The organism is uncultured Sphingomonas sp., assembly GCF_936927845.1.
GTDB lineage: Bacteria > Pseudomonadota > Alphaproteobacteria > Sphingomonadales > Sphingomonadaceae > Sphingomonas.
Window position 1 is genome coordinate 31,703 of sequence record NZ_CAKZHV010000030.1, and the last position, 16,017, is coordinate 47,719.

16 protein-coding genes are annotated in these 16,017 nt (G+C 67.5%); 6 read left to right on the plus strand and 10 right to left on the minus strand.

What is annotated here, in order from left to right; translation table 11 throughout:
- Window positions 1-41: 41 nt before the first annotated feature.
- Together Q0579_RS04390 and Q0579_RS04395 are read left to right on the plus strand one after the other, a co-directional pair.
- Complete coding sequence (locus Q0579_RS04390; RefSeq protein WP_298809505.1) at window positions 42-2,279, plus strand: VacB/RNase II family 3'-5' exoribonuclease; 2,238 nt, start codon at window positions 42-44, stop codon at window positions 2,277-2,279.
- A 9-nt stretch (window positions 2,280-2,288) separates the two neighbouring features.
- Entirely contained in the window at window positions 2,289-2,591 is a 303-nt protein-coding gene (locus Q0579_RS04395; protein ID WP_298809506.1) for a hypothetical protein, read from the plus strand.
- Between the two features lie 73 nt (window positions 2,592-2,664).
- Here the strand turns inward: Q0579_RS04395 and Q0579_RS04400 are convergent, their stop codons facing one another.
- From Q0579_RS04400 to Q0579_RS04415, 4 genes are all read right to left on the minus strand, one after another.
- Window positions 2,665-3,834, minus strand: coding sequence for a saccharopine dehydrogenase NADP-binding domain-containing protein (locus tag Q0579_RS04400; RefSeq protein WP_298809509.1), 1,170 nt, complete (start codon window positions 3,832-3,834; stop codon window positions 2,665-2,667).
- An 87-nt stretch (window positions 3,835-3,921) separates the two neighbouring features.
- Window positions 3,922-4,215 (minus strand): hypothetical protein, encoded by a 294-nt coding sequence (locus tag Q0579_RS04405; RefSeq protein WP_298809511.1) that lies wholly within the window; start codon window positions 4,213-4,215, stop codon window positions 3,922-3,924.
- Complete coding sequence (locus Q0579_RS04410; protein ID WP_298809514.1) at window positions 4,212-4,388, minus strand: hypothetical protein; 177 nt, start codon at window positions 4,386-4,388, stop codon at window positions 4,212-4,214. Before Q0579_RS04410 ends, Q0579_RS04405 begins: the two co-directional genes overlap by 4 nt.
- Before the next feature lie 128 nt (window positions 4,389-4,516).
- Entirely contained in the window at window positions 4,517-6,310 is a 1,794-nt protein-coding gene (locus Q0579_RS04415) for an ABC transporter transmembrane domain-containing protein (RefSeq protein ID WP_298809516.1), read from the minus strand.
- A 143-nt stretch (window positions 6,311-6,453) separates the two neighbouring features.
- Between Q0579_RS04415 and phaZ the strand changes: the two genes are divergently transcribed.
- Entirely contained in the window at window positions 6,454-7,686 is a 1,233-nt protein-coding gene (phaZ, locus tag Q0579_RS04420; protein ID WP_298809518.1) for a polyhydroxyalkanoate depolymerase, read from the plus strand.
- A gap of 58 nt (window positions 7,687-7,744) precedes the next feature.
- Here phaZ and Q0579_RS04425 read toward each other — a convergent pair whose 3' ends face one another.
- Entirely contained in the window at window positions 7,745-8,248 is a 504-nt protein-coding gene (locus Q0579_RS04425) for a pyridoxamine 5'-phosphate oxidase family protein (protein WP_298809520.1), read from the minus strand.
- 55 nt (window positions 8,249-8,303) lie between these two features.
- Between Q0579_RS04425 and Q0579_RS04430 the strand changes: the two genes are divergently transcribed.
- Window positions 8,304-8,471, plus strand: coding sequence for a hypothetical protein (locus Q0579_RS04430; protein WP_298809526.1), 168 nt, complete (start codon window positions 8,304-8,306; stop codon window positions 8,469-8,471).
- Between the two features lie 137 nt (window positions 8,472-8,608).
- Here the strand turns inward: Q0579_RS04430 and Q0579_RS04435 are convergent, their stop codons facing one another.
- The gene (locus Q0579_RS04435; protein WP_298809528.1) at window positions 8,609-9,787 is read right to left on the minus strand and encodes an acetyl-CoA C-acyltransferase; all 1,179 of its coding nucleotides are present in this window, start codon (window positions 9,785-9,787) and stop codon (window positions 8,609-8,611) included.
- Window positions 9,788-9,839: 52 nt separating this feature from the next.
- Complete coding sequence (locus Q0579_RS04440) at window positions 9,840-10,274, minus strand: MaoC family dehydratase (protein WP_298809681.1); 435 nt, start codon at window positions 10,272-10,274, stop codon at window positions 9,840-9,842.
- Between the two features lie 172 nt (window positions 10,275-10,446).
- Between Q0579_RS04440 and Q0579_RS04445 the strand changes: the two genes are divergently transcribed.
- A complete protein-coding gene (locus Q0579_RS04445) occupies window positions 10,447-13,389 on the plus strand; it encodes an L-glutamate gamma-semialdehyde dehydrogenase (protein WP_298809529.1) in 2,943 nt (980 codons plus the stop codon).
- A gap of 76 nt (window positions 13,390-13,465) precedes the next feature.
- On the opposite strand, the gene Q0579_RS04450 is transcribed toward Q0579_RS04445, so the two are convergent.
- Window positions 13,466-13,846, minus strand: a complete 381-nt coding sequence (locus Q0579_RS04450; protein ID WP_298809531.1) for a glycine zipper 2TM domain-containing protein — start codon at window positions 13,844-13,846, stop codon at window positions 13,466-13,468.
- A gap of 121 nt (window positions 13,847-13,967) precedes the next feature.
- On the opposite strand from Q0579_RS04450, the gene Q0579_RS04455 reads away from it, so the two are divergent.
- Entirely contained in the window at window positions 13,968-14,489 is a 522-nt protein-coding gene (locus Q0579_RS04455; RefSeq protein ID WP_298809533.1) for a GAF domain-containing protein, read from the plus strand.
- Here the strand turns inward: Q0579_RS04455 and Q0579_RS04460 are convergent.
- On the minus strand, window positions 14,473-14,766 hold the full coding sequence (locus Q0579_RS04460) for a hypothetical protein (RefSeq protein ID WP_298809535.1): 294 nt from the start codon (window positions 14,764-14,766) through the stop codon (window positions 14,473-14,475). The two genes, Q0579_RS04455 and Q0579_RS04460, sit on opposite strands and share 17 nt — an antisense overlap.
- Window positions 14,767-14,825: 59 nt before the next feature.
- Complete coding sequence (locus Q0579_RS04465) at window positions 14,826-16,010, minus strand: mechanosensitive ion channel family protein (protein WP_298809538.1); 1,185 nt, start codon at window positions 16,008-16,010, stop codon at window positions 14,826-14,828.
- Window positions 16,011-16,017: the final 7 nt, after the last annotated feature.

Below are 16,017 nucleotides of genomic sequence, written 5' to 3' on the forward strand. Positions count from 1 at the left end.
GGGCGGGTGACGCACGTCGCTCAGCTTCCTATGTTGCGTCGGTGCCAAGAAAACAGAAGCCGGGTCTTCCCACCCGCGAACAGATCCTCGATTTCATCGCGACATCGGCCCAGCCCGCGGGTAAGCGCGAGATCGCGCGCGCCTTTGCGCTCTCCGCGCAGGAGAAGATCGGGCTGAAGGCGCTGCTCAAGGACATGGCGGACGAGGGGCTGATCGACTCCGCCCCGGGCCGCGCGTTCCACAAGATGGGCGGGGTGCCCAAGGTGACGGTGCTGCGCGTCACCGACGTCGACGATGGCGGGAACGTCTGGGCCGCGCCCGAGAAGTGGGACAGTGACGCGCCTTTGCCGCGCATCCGTGTGCGCGAGCAGAAGCGTGGTGCGCTGGGCATTGGCGAGCGCATCCTCGCGCGGACCGAGGAGACGGGCAGCGGGATCACCGCGCATCCGATGAAGGTGCTCAAACCCACCTCCGAACAGGTGATCGGCGTGCTGCGCGGCGAGGGTGATCGCCTGTGGCTACAGGGCACCGACAAAAAGGAACGCCGCGAATACGCGGTGTTGGATGCGGGCGGAGCCGAGGCAGGTGAGCTGGTCACCGCAGAGCTCGCCGGGCGACCGCCGCGGATCACCGCGCGGGTCACGCAGCGGCTGGGCGACCCGTTCGCGCCGCGCAGCTTCTCGCTGATCGCGATCGCCAAGCACGGCATCCCCGACGTGTTCGCGCGCGAGGCGCTCGACGAGGCGGAGCGCGTCGCGCGGCAGCCGCTGGGAGCGGGTCGCGAGGACCTGACGCACCTGCCGATCGTGGCGATCGATCCCGCCGACGCGCGCGACCATGACGACGCGGTCTGGGCGACGCCCGACGACGATCCCGAGAACGCGGGCGGGTGGCGCGCGATCGTCGCGATCGCCGACGTCAGCTTCTACGTTCGCCCCGGCTCGGCGATCGACCGCGAGGCGCGCGCCCGCGGCAACTCGGTCTATTTCCCCGACCGCGTCGTGCCAATGTTGCCCGAGATCCTGTCGGCGGACGTGTGTTCGTTGAAGGAAGGCGAGGACCGCGCCGCGCTCGCCTGCCATATGCAGGTGACCAAGGCGGGTGCGCTGAAATCTTGGCGCTTCACCCGCGCGACCGTCCGGCTCGCCGCCAACATCGCCTACGAGGACGCGCAGGCGATGATCGACGCCGGCGAGGGCGCGCAGATCGACGCGCTACGCCCGCTGTGGGACTGCTGGCACGCGCTGGCGGCCGCGCGCGACAAGCGCGAACCGCTCGACCTCGACCTGCCCGAGCGGCGTGTCGTGCTCGACGAGAAGGGTCGCATCATGTCGGTCGCCGCGCGCGAGCGATTGGACGCGCACCGCCTGATCGAGGATTACATGATCGCGGCGAACGTCGCGGCGGCGAAGGCGCTGGAGGCGAAGAAGGCGCCCGTCATGTACCGTGTCCACGAACCGCCCGCGCGCGAGAAGCTGGTGGCGCTCAAGGATTACCTCGACACGTTCGGCGTGCCGTTCGCGATGGGGCAGGTGATCAAGCCTGCAACGTTCAACCGTATTCTCGAACGCATCGGCGACGCCGACTTCCGGCCGCAGGTGATGGAGCAGGTGCTGCGCACCCAGACCCAGGCCTATTATGCGCCGCTAAATCACGGGCATTTCGGGCTTTCGTTGGGGAGCTACGGCCACTTCACCTCGCCAATCCGGCGCTACGCCGACCTGCTCGTCCACCGCGCACTCGTCTCGGCCTATGCGCTCGGGCCCGGTGGATTGAACGGCGACGAGAATTTCGAGCATCTGGGCGAGCAGATCAGCAAGCTGGAGCGCCGCGCCATGGAGGCGGAGCGCGACACGATCGACCGCTACGTCGCCGCCTTCCTTGCCGAGCGCGAGGGCGAGGTGGTCGAGGTGCGGATCACCGGTGTGACCAATTTCGGCTTCTTCGCGACCGTCGACGGGATCGGTGGCGACGGGCTGATGCCGGTGCGTGATCTCGGCGGCGAATATTTCCGCTTCGACGAGGGCGCGCGCACGCTGACCGGCGAGCAGAGCGGTGAGCAATATACGCTTGGCCAGCGGCTCGAACTGCGGTTAGCGGAGGCGAACCCGGTGTCGGGCGCGCTGCGCTTCGAATTGCCCGAGGGACGCTTCGCGCCACCTTCCGCCTCGCGTCACCGCGGCGGTGCCGGTAAGGAGCGCACAGCCAACAAGGGCGGACGCGTGCTCAAGCGGCGCGGACGACCCGCGAACATCCGCCACGACGGCAAGAAGCGATAGGATCACCACATGGCCCGCGACCCGAAGTCCGCCCTGCTCGCGCGTAGCCGCGGGCGCGTCGTCGATTATTTCGTCGATGCCGGCGCGACCAAGCCCGACGCCGCGCTGCCCTACGCGCCCAAGGGGCGGATTGAGGCGCGGCTGTTCAAGCGGATGACCGATTTCGGATTGCTGGTGGAGGTCAAGCAGGGGCGCTTCTGGCTCGACCAGGATCGCTTGTCCGACTTCCGCAAGGAGTCGCTCGCGCGCGTGCTGGGCGGGATCGCGCTCGCGGGCTTCGCCGCAGCGGGTGCGATGGCGCTGGGCGGTTAAGCGACGCCGGTCATCAGCCGCACGCCAGACGGGCGGGCAGTCTGCCGCGCCGCCTGCCGCCATCAGGTGGCGATCACTGGGCGGTGAAGGTCATGCCTGCGCGCGCGATCAGCCGGTCGCGCAATTTCGTGCCCATCAGCGCGCCCGGCGTCCAGATGCCGCCACGACCCGCAACATCCTGCACCAGACACAGCGCGCTTTCCGCCAGCATCCGGCTGGTGCAGCCGTAACCCGGATCGCGGTTGCCGGTCACGACCGCGTCGATCCGCTGTCCGCCGTTGTAGAGCCCGGCGAACAGGATATCGAAATGGCCTGCCTCGCGCTCCTCCTTGGTCGGGCCCTCGCCGGGTTTGGGTCCCTTGTCGCCCGCGAACGGGTTGAGCTTGCCCAGCGCCTCGGCCGCCGCGCGGCCCATGTCGCCCAGGCCGGTAACGACCATCTCGTCGTAAACGATCTCGCCCCATGGCTGCCCGAGCAGGAAGTTGGTGCGGTGGACGTTCTTGGTGTTGATCGGCGCCATCACGAACGGCGCGACCCAGGAATGGAGCGTCGGGTCATATTCGGGGATCAACCCCGACGGCTGGTTCGGCCCCTTGTGCCCCGGCGTCAGCGCGAACGGGTCGGCGAGCAGCGAGATCAGCGACGGCTTCTTCGCCGCTGCCGCCATTGTCGCCTTCAGGCTCGCCGCGGTGCCGCCGGAAAAGCCCCCCTTCATCTCGCGCACGCGTGCCTTGATGCGCGGCACCGGCTTGCCGAAGCGCGCCTGCGCCGCCTCCTGCGCCGTCAGCACGCCCAGATCGAACGGGATCGAATCGAACCCGCACGAGAAGACGATCCGCGCCCCGCTTGCCTGCGCGGCAGCGTGGTGTGCGTCGATCATCTCGCGCATCCACGCGGGTTCACCGCACAGGTCGACGTAGGCGGTGCCGGTCTCGACGCACGCCGCGACCAGATCGCTGCCGTAGAGCTGGTACGGGCCAACCGTGGTGATGACGACGGTGGCACGCGCGCACATCTGTCGCAGCGACGCCGGCGCCTCGGCATCGGCGGTGACGAGCGGTACGTCGGCGGGCACGCCCACCTCGGCACGCACCGCCTCGAGCTTCGAGAGCGAGCGCCCCGCCATCGCCCAGCGGACGCCCGTCGGATAGGTTTGCGCGAGATATTCGGCGACGAGCCGCCCGGTATAGCCGGTCGCGCCGTAGACGATGACGTCGAACTCGCGAGCGTGGTCCCGTGGCATGCCAGTCTCCCTGTCGTTTCGACCGAGTAGAGCGGACCGGGGAGCGTGATACAAGGGCGAGACTGAACCGTCCCGGGGCAGACGGGGTCAGGTGCGGGGCGGTGGCATCTCCGCACGCGGTGTCGCTTGGACGCCGCGGTCGGCGAGCAGGCGTTCGGCTGCGGCCAGCCCTTCCGCACTCGCCACCGCCGCGTCGATCGGACGTTGGCCGAGCGTCTCGTCGTGGGTGTTGAGAAAGGCGACCGCGGCATCGCGGTTCCCCAGCGTCAGAAAGGCGCGCTGCGCGATCTCACCTTGGCGCGCCGCGGCGTCGCGGTCCATCGCCACCCGCGCCGGACGGAAGTGGCGTCCGGCCGGCTTGGGCGCGGAAGGGTCGCTCAACTGACGCGGTCCAAGGTAAGCGGTGTCGCGCCCATTGTCGCACGAAGTGCTGCGATCCGCTTTCCGTAGCCAGCAGCGAGCTCGCGATGCGCGTGGCGTGCCTCGCTCGAGTCGCCCGCGAGTGCGCGCATCAGCGACACTTGGTGGCGATGGAGCAGGTAGTTGAGGTCCATGATGAAACTCCCTTGTTGTAAGCGGGAGCGCGCATGGTCTCTCAGCCGCGAGCGCCTACGATCGGGTTGCTCGCGATGGACCCTACCTAGGGTATTTGGGCGTCAATAGATAGGCTGGCTGCCGCCGTTCAGGCCGCCTCGCTGAATTGCAGGCTGGCGAGCCGCGCGTAGAGCCCGCCGCGTGCGAACAGCGAGGCATGATTGCCTTCCTCAACAATGCGGCCTTCGTCCATCACGACGATGCGGTCGGCGGCGCGCACGGTCGCCAGACGGTGCGCGATGACGATCGTGGTGCGGTCGGCCATCAACCGCTCGAGCGCGTCCTGCACCAGCCGTTCGCTTTCCGCGTCGAGCGCGCTGGTCGCCTCGTCGAGCAGCAGGATCGGCGCGTCGCGCAGCAGCGCGCGCGCGATCGCGACGCGCTGTCGCTGCCCGCCTGACAAACGCGCGCCGCCCTCGCCCAGGAACGTGTCGAGCCCTTCGGGCAGCGCGCGCAGGAAATCGGCGGCGTTGGCGGCCTCCGCCGCGCGCCAGATCGCCGCGTCGTCCGCGTCCCAGCGGCCGTAGCGCAAATTGTCGCGCGCCGAGGTGCCGAAGATCACCGTCTCCTGCGGCACCATCGCGATCCGCGCGCGCACCTCGGCCGGATCGGCATCACGCAAGCGTACGCCGTCGACGCTCACCGCGCCGGCGGCGGGGTCGTAGAACCGCTGGATCAGCTGAAACAACGTCGACTTACCCGCGCCCGACGGGCCGACGACCGCGACCGTTTCACCAGGGGCGACCGACAAAGTGAAATCGTGCAGCGCGGCGACATCGGGGCGCGTGGGATAGCGGAACTCGACCCCCGAGAAGTCGACGCGGCCCTGCGACGGCTGCGGCAGCGCGATGGGATGCGTGGGCGGAGCGATCTCCGGCCGCTCGGCGAGCAGTTCCGCCAGCCGCCCCGCGGCCCCGGCACCGCGCAACAGGTCACCGTACACTTCGGTCAGCGCGCCGAACGCGCCCGCGACGATCCCGCCGGTCAGCACGAACGCCGCGATCGCACCGCCCGACAGCCGTCCCGCCGCCACGTCGATCGCGCCTTCCCACATCACCAGCGTGATCGCGCCGAAGACGAGCCCGATGACGATCGCGGTCATGATCGCGCGCAGCAGGATACGCTGCCGCGCCGCGGCCATCGTCGCCTCGACTGCAGTGCCGAAGCGCTCGCCCTCGCGGCGCTCCTGCCCGAACGCCTGGACGATCTTCATCGCGCCCAATGTCTCGGTGACGATCGCACCGACATCGGCGATCCGGTCCTGTGAGGTGCGCGAATAGCCGCGCACGCGTTTGCCGAGCAACGCGATCGGCGCGATGATCAGCGGGATCGCGACCACCAGCAACCCGGTCAGCTTGGGCGAGATGGTGAACAGGTAGACCAGCCCGCCGATACTGGTAAAGGCGTTACGCAGCGCAATCGACACCGTGCTGCCGACCACCGTCTCGATCTGTCCGGTGTCCGCGGTCAGCCGGCTGGCGATCTCCGACGGGCGGTTCTCCTCGTAGAAACGCGGGGTGAGCGTGAGGAGGTGGCGTTGCACCTGCGTGCGGATGTCGGCGACGACGCGCTCGCCCAACCACGAGACAAAGTAGAAGCGAAACGCGGTGCCGATCGCCAGTACGACCACGATCATCAGCATGTAATGGAACGCGCCCGATACCGCCGCACTGTCACCACCGCTGCCGAAGCCGCGATCGATCACCCGCTTGAAGCTGTAGGGGATCGCGATCGTCGCCGCCGAGGTGACCGCGAGCGCGAGGCAGGCGGCGGCGATCTGCCCCGGGTACGCCCGTGCGGCGCGCCAGACCATCGAGAGGTTGCCGATCCGGCGCGAGGGAGCAACCTCGGTCGAAACGGCGGAGGAGGGTGCGCTGGCCATTGCTGCGCCCTAGCAGCGCGGTGGGTGTGGCTCAATCGCCACCCGCGGGACACTGCCGCAGGCGGGCGTATGCAACATCATTGTGCAGCGCAGCGTTTCCGCTACATCAGATTACCCCGGTAAGGGGCGGAAAGGCATACCCGATGTTCTACGACGCCTATGAATTGCAGCGTTCCTGGCTCTCCTCCGCCAGTGCGCTGGCAACCGCGACCGCCGGTTGGCTCAACGATCCGGCAAACCCGTTCGCCTATCTGGGCGGTGGCCCGGTGATGGCGAGCGCGCTGGAGGTGTTCGCGCACGCGAGTGCGCCGCGCGGGAAACCGGCGTTCGGGCTGGGCAGCACGACGATCAACGGGCGCGAGGTTGCGGTTACGGAGGAGGTCGTCGTCGCGCGGCCTTTCGGTGATCTGAAGCGGTTCCGGCGCGAGGGTGTCGAGGGGGGGCCCAAGCTGCTGATCGTCGCGCCGATGTCTGGCCATTTCGCGACGCTGCTGCGCGGCACGGTTGAGCAGATGCTGCCGTTCGCCGACGTCCACATCACCGACTGGCACGATGCGAAGAACGTACCGGTCGATCAGGGCCGCTTCGACCTCGACGATTACGTCGACTACCTTGTCGCGTTTTTGGAGGCGATGGGCAGCAACGAGGGGCAGGGCGGCACGCACATGCTTGCGGTCTGCCAGCCGTCGGTGCCGAGCCTCGCCGCGGTTGCGGTGATGAGCGCGGACGGCAACCCAGCGCGGCCGAAATCGCTGACGATGATGGGCGGCCCGATCGACACGCGCGAGGCGCCGACCGCGGTCAACACGCTCGCGACCGAACGGCCGTTCGCCTGGTTCGAGCAGAACGTGATCGCGACCGTGCCGGCGTGCCATTCCGGTGCCGGCCGCCGCGTCTATCCGGGGTTCTTGCAGCTCACCGGCTTCATGTCGATGAACCTTGGCAATCACATGCTGAGCCATTGGGAGATGTTCAAGCATCTGGTTCAGGGCGACGGTGCCAGCGCGCAGGCGACCAAGGACTTCTACGACGAATATCGCTCGGTCGCCGACATGACCGCTGAGTTCTACCTCCAGACTATCGACGTCGTGTTCCAGGAGCACAAGCTGCCGAGGGGCATGATGACGCATCGCGGGCGCCCGGTCGATCTGGGCGCGATCACCGACGTGGCGCTGCTCGCGATCGAGGGCGAACGCGACGACATCTCGGGGCTGGGGCAGACCAAGGCGGCGCTGACGCTCGCGACCAACCTGCCCGACGAGAAGAAGAAGTATCTGATGGCCGAGGGAGTCGGCCACTACGGTATCTTCAACGGCTCCAAGTGGCGCGACCGCATCGCGCCGGTGCTGGAACAGTTCATCACCGCTAACGCCTGATACGACAAGAGCCGACCGCGCCATGCGCGGCCGGCTCCTGCATTACGCCGGATGAAGCTCAGGCGTTCGAGTTCTCGGCCGTGGTTTCGACCTTGGCATGACTGCCTTCCTCACCGGCCTTGATCGTGCCGCCGAACAGCTGCTTCACCTTGCCGGTGATGCTCATGTCGGTTTCCCACAGCTCGGCGCTGTCGACGTCGACCTGGAGCAGTGCGAGGTTGGGGTCTTCCTTGCCGCCCGGAAACCATGCCTCGACCTGGTTATTCCACAGCTTGTCGATCAGCGCGCGGTCATTGTTGATGCGACCGCGGCCGCTCAGGCAGGCGAAGAAATCGTGCCCCTTCGACACGAACTGCACCATCAATTTGTCCTTGCCAGCGACGCGATTGTCCTTGCCGATGAAGAAGAACAAGGTGTCGACCTGATCCTGGTCGAGCTGCACCGCCAGCGGCTCGCTGTGCGTGCTGCCGTTCGCCGGGCCGACCATCAGGTACGGGCTCTCGGCAATCTTCTTCCACATGTCGGACTTCAGCTGCTTGGGATCGGTGTTGGCGTCGGCCATCGTCGTCTCTCCTGATTGAAGGCGTCGGCGGGAGAACGAGGCGCGGCAGGGTTGGTTGCGCGGGCGTATCGGACCTGCTTGGTTGGCAGGCGGCGGCATTGTCGCCGTCGACCTCATGGAGGAACAACCGATGAAGGTTGCCGATCTGTGTCTGGTCCTGGGTCTGATGATCGCCTTCGCTACCTTGGTGGTAAAGGTGATCGAAGTGGCCCGTAAGGACTAGCACACGGGCGGGGTCCGGGCTGCAACCCGGACCCCAAACGCGAAAAGCCCCGACCGCTGCAACGGCCGGGGCTCCTCATGAAAGGCGCCGATGAAGTCGCCGGATCAATAAATAGCGTATCGATCCTAACTGTTCAATTACAGGACCTCGAACAATCCGGCCGCGCCCATGCCGCCGCCGACGCACATCGTGACGACGACGTACTTCGCGCCGCGGCGCTTGCCCTCGATCAGCGCGTGGCCGGTCATGCGCGCGCCCGACATGCCATAGGGGTGACCGATCGAGATCGCGCCGCCGTTGACGTTGAGCAGTTCGTCCGGGATGCCAAGCTTGTCACGGCAGTAGAGCACCTGCACCGCGAACGCCTCGTTCAGCTCCCACAGCCCGATGTCGTCCATCTTGAGGCCGTTGCGCTTGAGCAGTTTGGGGATCGCGAAAACGGGGCCGATGCCCATCTCGTCGGGCTCGGTGCCCGCCACTGCCATGCCGACATAGCGGCCGAGCGGGGTCAGGCCCTTCTTCGCCGCGACGCTTTCCTCCATCAGCACGCTGGCGGACGCGCCGTCAGACAATTGCGACGCATTGCCCGCGGTGATGTTGAGGTCGGGGCCGAGCACCGGCTTCAGCGACTTCAGGCCCTCCAGCGTCGTGTCGGCGCGGTTGCCCTCGTCCTTCGACAGCGTGACTTCCTTGTAGGAGACTTCCTTGGTCTCCTTGTTCGTCACCGCCATCGTCGCCGTCACCGGCACGATCTCGTCATCAAACTTGCCCGCGGCCTGCGCGGCGGCGGTGCGCATCTGCGACTGGTAGCCGTATTCGTCCTGCGCGTCGCGGCTGATGCCGTAACGCTTGGCGACCACTTCCGCGGTCTGGAGCATCGGCATGTAGATGTTCTTGTGCATCGCCAGCAGCTCGGGATCGGGCGCGACGCGCATCTGCGGCGTTTGCACGAGGCTGATCGAGTCGACGCCGCCGCCGATCGTCACGTCCATACCGTCGACGATCACCTGCTTGGCCGCGGTCGCGATCGCCATCAGCCCGCTTGCGCACTGGCGATCGACCGACATGCCCGAGACGGTGGTCGGCAGCCCGGCGCGCAGCAGCGAGGTACGCGCGATGTTGCCGGCCTGGTGACCCTGCTGGAGCGCGGAGCCGAACACGACGTCGTCGATTTCACCGCCGTCGATCTTCGCGCGCTCGACCGCGGCCTTGATCGCGTGGCTGGCGAGCGTGGGGGAGGGCAGGTTGTTGAACGCGCCGCGGTAAGCGCGGCCGATCGGGGTGCGGGCGGTGGAGACGATAACGGCGGAACGCATGGGCGAGCCTTTCAGGAGACGAAGTTGAGGAAGTTGAGATTGGGACGCGGTGTCAGTTGAAGACCTGCGTGATCCATTCGGCGATCATCGCGGGCTTGTCCGAGCCTTCGATCTCGACCGTGGTTTCGGTGGTGTATTGATACTGACCGGGGCGCTTCTCGTCGAACTGGACGATCTTGGAGCGACCGCGCACGCGTGAGCCCGAGGGAACGGGGGCAAGGAAGCGGACTTTGTTGCCGCCGTAATTGACCCCCATCTTCACCCCATCGAGCCGCGGCGCCTCCGGCGTCTTGGCGGCGAGTTGCGGCAGCAGCGACAAGGTCAGGAAACCGTGCGCGATCGTGGTGCCGAACGGCGTCAGCTTCGCCATTTCGGAGTTCACGTGAATGAACTGGTGGTCACCGGTCGCGTCGGCGAACTTGTTGATCATGTCCTGCGTCACCTCGACCCAGTCGGAAACGCTTTCCTGGCCGATGCTGGCTTTCATCTCGTCTGCGGTCACGACGATTTCCCCTCGGGCTTCGACACGCTAAAGCACGGCGGAAGCGCCGCGCTGCACTGCGGCACTGCATAAGCGCGGGGCGCACCATCCCGCAAGTAGTCCACGAACCGGAAACATGAACATGTCCTCTGCCGTAGCGTCAGCAACCCGCGAATCCATGCGTCGCCTGCACCGCGCGAGCGAACCGGATGTTCTAAAACCGCTGCTCGCGCGCGCGGCGCTGACGCCTGATTCGCGCGAGCGGGTGATGGACACTGCCTCGGGGCTGCTCGCCGACCTGCGCGCGGCGCAGTCGCGCGGCTGGGTGAACCAGTTCCTGCAGGAATATCGCCTCAATTCGTCCGAAGGCGTCGCGCTGTTAAGCCTGGCCGAAGCATTCCTGCGGGTGCCCGATCCCGAAACCGCCGACCTGCTGATTTCCGACAAGCTGGGCGAAGCGAACTGGCGCAGCCACGCGGGCCAGTCGAACAGCCGCCTCGTCAACACCGCCACCTGGGGGCTGGTGGTCGGCCGCGCGCTGGTCGGCGAGGGTGAGGCGGGGCCACTCAAGCGCCTGCTGAGCCGCGCGGGCGAGCCGTTCGTGCGCCAGGCGGTCGGCGCCGCGATGAAGATGATGGGCGAGATCTTCGTCATGGGCCGCACGATTGACGAGGCGATGCGGCGAATGAAGAAGCCCGACAACCGCGGCTTCACCGCCAGCTTCGACATGCTGGGCGAGGCCGCGCGTACGACTGCGGACGGCGAGCGCTACTTCAAGGCGTACGTCGACGCGATCGACGCGGTTGGGCGCGATCCGGCCGCCGGGCATTCGGTCTCGGTCAAGCTGTCGGCGCTCCACCCGCGCTACGAGGTCGCCAAGTGGGACGAGTGCGTGCCCGCATTGACCGAGATGCTGGAGGCATTGGCGGTGCAGGCGGCGGGCAAGGGCATCGCGCTGACCGTCGACGCGGAGGAGAGCGAACGGCTCGACATGAGCCTCGACATCATCGGCAACGTCGCAGCGCTGCCGTCGCTCAACGGCTGGGACGGGTTCGGCATGGCAGTGCAGGCCTACGGCAAGCGCGCGCGCCCGGTGGTCGCCTGGGCGAACGAGCTCGGTCGCGTGATGAACGTGCGACTGGTCAAAGGCGCTTATTGGGACAGCGAGATCAAGCGCACCCAGGTCGAAGGGCTCGAGGATTACCCGCTGTTCACGCGCAAGGCATCGACCGACGTCAGCTACCTCGCGGTCGCGCGCGACATGCTCGACGCGCCCAACATCCGCCCGGCCTTCGCCAGCCACAATGCGCTGACCGTCGCGACGATCGTTGAATGGGCGGGCAACAGCCGCGATTTCGAGTTCCAGCGGCTGCACGGCATGGGCGACGGATTGTACGAGCGGCTGGTGCGCGACAACGGCTATCACTGCCGCATCTACGCGCCGGTCGGCGGGCACCGCGACCTGCTCGCCTATCTCGTCCGCCGCTTGCTGGAGAATGGCGCGAATTCGAGCTTCGTCCACCAGCTCGCCGACGCGCGGCTGACCGAGGACGAGATCCTCGCCGATCCGGTGACCAAGATCGCCGCGCTGGGCGGCGCGCGCCACGGATCGATCCCGCTGCCGGTCGACCTGTTCCACGCCGCCGACGGGCACCGCAACTCGATGGGGATCGATCTCGCCGAGCGCGACGTGCTGGTGGCGACGACCAGGGCGGTGCGCGCATCGGTGAACCTGTCGGTCACGCCGGTCAGCACCGAGGCGGTGCAGGGCGCGGTGTCGCGCGCACACGCCGCATTCCCCGCATGGCGCGCGACGCCGGTCGAGGCGCGCGCTGATTGCCTCGATCGCCTCGCCGACCTGCTCGAACGCCACCGCGACGAGTTGATGGCGATCTGCGTCCAGGAAGCGAAGAAATCGATCGCCGACTCGATCGGCGAGGTGCGCGAAGCGGCCGATTTCTGCCGCTATTATGCGATGCAGGCGCGCGCCAAGATGCAGCCGATCGAGCTTCCCGGGCCGACGGGCGAGCGCAACATGCTCCATATGGACGGTCGCGGCGTTTGGGCGACGATTGCGCCGTGGAACTTCCCGCTCGCGATCTTCCTGGGTCAAACGGTCGCCGCGCTGGTGACGGGGAACACCGTGGTCGCGAAGCCCGCGCCGCAGACCCCCGCGATCGCCCGCCGTGCGGTCGAACTGGCGCACGAGGCGGGCATTCCCGCCGACGCGCTGATCCTGGTGCCGGGCGGACCCGAGGTCGGCGCCGCGCTGACCGCGGACACGCGCGTGCAGGGCGTCGCCTTCACCGGATCGACCGCCACTGCGAAGAAGATCGCGCGCAGCTTGTTGGACGATGATGTGCGGCCAATCGTGCCGCTGATCGCCGAAACCGGCGGGATCAACGCGATGATCGTCGATTCGACCGCGCTGCCCGAACAGGTCGTTGCCGACGTCGTCACCAGCGCGTTCCGCTCGGCGGGGCAGCGCTGCTCGGCGCTGCGCCTGCTGTTGGTGCAGGAGGATATCGCCGACGGGCTGATCGAGATGCTGTCGGGCGCGATGGACCTGCTGACGCTCGGCGAGCCGGCCGACCCGGCGACCGACGTCGGTCCGGTGATCGACCAGGACGCCTACAACCGTCTGATGGAGTACCGCGACAGCGTGCGCGAGCGCTGGGTCAAGACGATCGACGCGCCCGCCGACAGTCTGTTCGTGCCGCCGACGCTGATCCGGCTCGGTGAAATCGAAGACCTCAACCGCGAGTGGTTCGGCCCCATCCTCCATGTCGCGACGTGGAAAGCGGGCGAGCTGGAGCAGACGATCGCGCGGGTGAACGCCAAGGGTTATGGCCTGACCATGGGGTTACACAGCCGCATCGCACGCGCGGCCGAGGTGACCGAGGGGTTGGCGACGGTCGGCAACCTCTACATCAATCGCTCGATGATCGGCGCGGTGGTCGGATCGCAGCCGTTCGGCGGCGAGGGGCTGTCGGGCACCGGCCCCAAGGCGGGCGGGCCGCATTATCTCTACCGCTTCTGCGCCGAGCGCGCGGTGTCGGTCGACACGACCAGCGCGGGCGGCAATGCGACGCTGCTCAGCCTCGATGAAGGCGGCATCTGACGCGGATACGACGACGGCCGGGCGTCGCGAGGACACCCGGCCGTCAGCCGTCAGCGTGTTCGTCCAGGTCAGGCGATCAGCGGCACTTGACGTTGCCGCGGTCGATCGAGCGGCCGAGCAGCGCACCCGCGCCGCCGCCCGCCAGCGTGCCGAGCGTGCCGCCGCCGACGAGATTGCCGAGCAGCGCGCCACCGACGCCGCCGACGACCAGGCCGGTCGTGCCATCGTTGCGCTTGCAATAAGCGCGACCGTCGCGGCCACGATAGATGCGGTCATTGCGACCCAGTCGGCGATCGTCGCCGCGCCGCGCCTGATAGCTGTCGCGCGGGTTCCAGTTGCGGTCGCCGTCGCGCCAGCGGTAATCGCGGTCGCCGCGCTGTGCCTGTGCGGTGGTCGCCACCATCGGTGCGGTCAGGGTCGCCATCGCCGCGAGCGAGAACAGGGCATTACGCAACATCAATCGTCTCCTTCGTCCGCCTGAACGCCGCGCGGGCCAGCAAGGTTTCATCAAGGCGACGCGGCTTAAAGGATGTCGCGGCGAGGCTAAAGGAGCGCACCATTATGCAAGAGGGAGGCACATGAACCAACTCGACGATCGCGAGCGCGAGCGGCTCGCGGCCCTGTTGCGGCTCAACGTGATCGATCAGCCACCCAATGCCTTGTTGAACGAACTGGCGGAGATCGCGGCGCTGGCGCTCGATTGTCCGATCGCGATCATCAGCCTGGTGGCCAAGGACCAGATCTGGCTCAAGGCATCGCCGGGGATCGTCGGCATCGACCGGCTGGCGCGCGACGAGGGACTGTGCGGCTCGGCGGTGATGCAGGACGATCCTTGGGTGATCGAGAATGCCGCGGTTGACGTCCGCACGCTCGCCAATCCGCTGGTGGCGGGTGATTTCGGGCTGCGCTTCTACGCCGGCGTGCCGCTGAAAGGGTCCGACGGGCACAATCTGGGCATGCTCGCCGCGATCGATGCCGCGCCGCGGACGGTCAGCGAGCGCGAACTCTCGATCCTGAAGAAGCTCGCCGAGGTCGTCGTGCAGTTGATCGAGCAGCGGCTGGAGGAGCGCCTGCTCGCGCCCATCACATCGGACGCGTGACCTGCTCGAGCGTCGCAACCGCCTTGTGCGTCAGCAATGCACCGCGCGCGAGCGGGTGGTCGCCTACGCCGATCAGCAATGCCTCGATGCTGACCAGTCCTTCGTCGACGAGCGCGCGGATCGCCTGCACGAACAAGCGATCGTCGTCGCCGGTCGCGAGCCCTAGCATGGGGGGCGACAGATCGGTCGCCTGTGGCCAGTTGAGGTGCAGCACCCGCAGCGCCGCCCCCGTGATCGCTGCCTGTCGCAGCGTTTCCTGAAGCGGCGCGCGGGTCATAATCCACTATCCCCATAGTGGAAATGTCACGGCGCGAAAGGGGCGTTATCGTCCGAGCGTCAACGTTCCGTAGCGTCAGCCGGGCTCGCGCCGGGCAAGCGCGCACCCGGGTCGACCAGCTGCCCGTCGGGTGCGGCAAGGTAGTTCACCTGCATCGGGTAGGCGATCACCAGTCCTTCTTCGTTGCAGCGGCGCAGGATCGCGATGCCGGTACGATGGCGACCGTTATAAGCCTCGGTGAAATCGGCCGAGGGGCTGTCGAACTGCACGTCGAAGTCGAGGCTCGACGCACCGAATTGGAAGAAACCGCAGCGGACGTACGTCATCCCCGATGCCTCGATCACTTCCTTCATCATGTCGGGAAAGCGGTCGAGCTTGTCGGGCGGCGTTTCATAGGCGAGTCCCACCGTGAATTTGGAGCGCCGGCGCTCGCGCACGGTGTTGTTCTGGATTTCCTTGTCGAGCAGGTTCTTGTTGCTGATGACGCGCAATTCGCCGTCGATGCCGCGGATGCGCGTCGACTTGAGCCCGATCTCCTCGACGTTGCCCGAGGTGCTGTCGTAGGTGACCGCGTCGCCGCGGCGGAAGGGCCGATCGAAGATGATCGCGAGCGCGGCGAACAGGTCGGCGAAGATGCCTTGCGCGGCAAGACCGATCGCGATGCCGCCGACGCCCAGCCCCGCGACCAGCCCGGTCACGTTGACGCCGAGATTGTCGAGCACGACCACGAAGGCGATCGCGAACACCGCGAAGCTGACCAGCAGGCGGATCAACCCCATTGCGCTGCCGAGCGCCTCGCCGCCGATATGTTCGCCGCGCGTCCGGTGCTCGATCGCGCCCAGGATGATCTCGCGCGCCCACACCGCGACCTGGAACACCGCGGCGACCGTGAACAGGAAGGTGACGGTCGAGGCCACGTCGGCGGGCGCCCCCGCATAACCGACGACCAGCTTGGCCGACAGCATGACGATGAAGAAGCCGTGCGTCCGCTCCACCGCGCGGCCGAACACCGCCGACCAGCCCTTGCCGGTACGGCTGCGCGCGACGATGCGGGGGCCGAGCCCGCGCAGCCAGAACAGCGCGGCGGCGACCGCAACGCCGGCGCCGATGCCGATCAGGATCTGCAGCCAATGCGGCTGCAGCCACGTCAGGCTGGAATTGAACAGGCTCTCCGCCTGGTCTTGGACACGCGCGGTGTCGATCGTCGGCTTGCGCGCGGCGGCGGCGGTGTTGTTGGTGGTCATGCGTCTT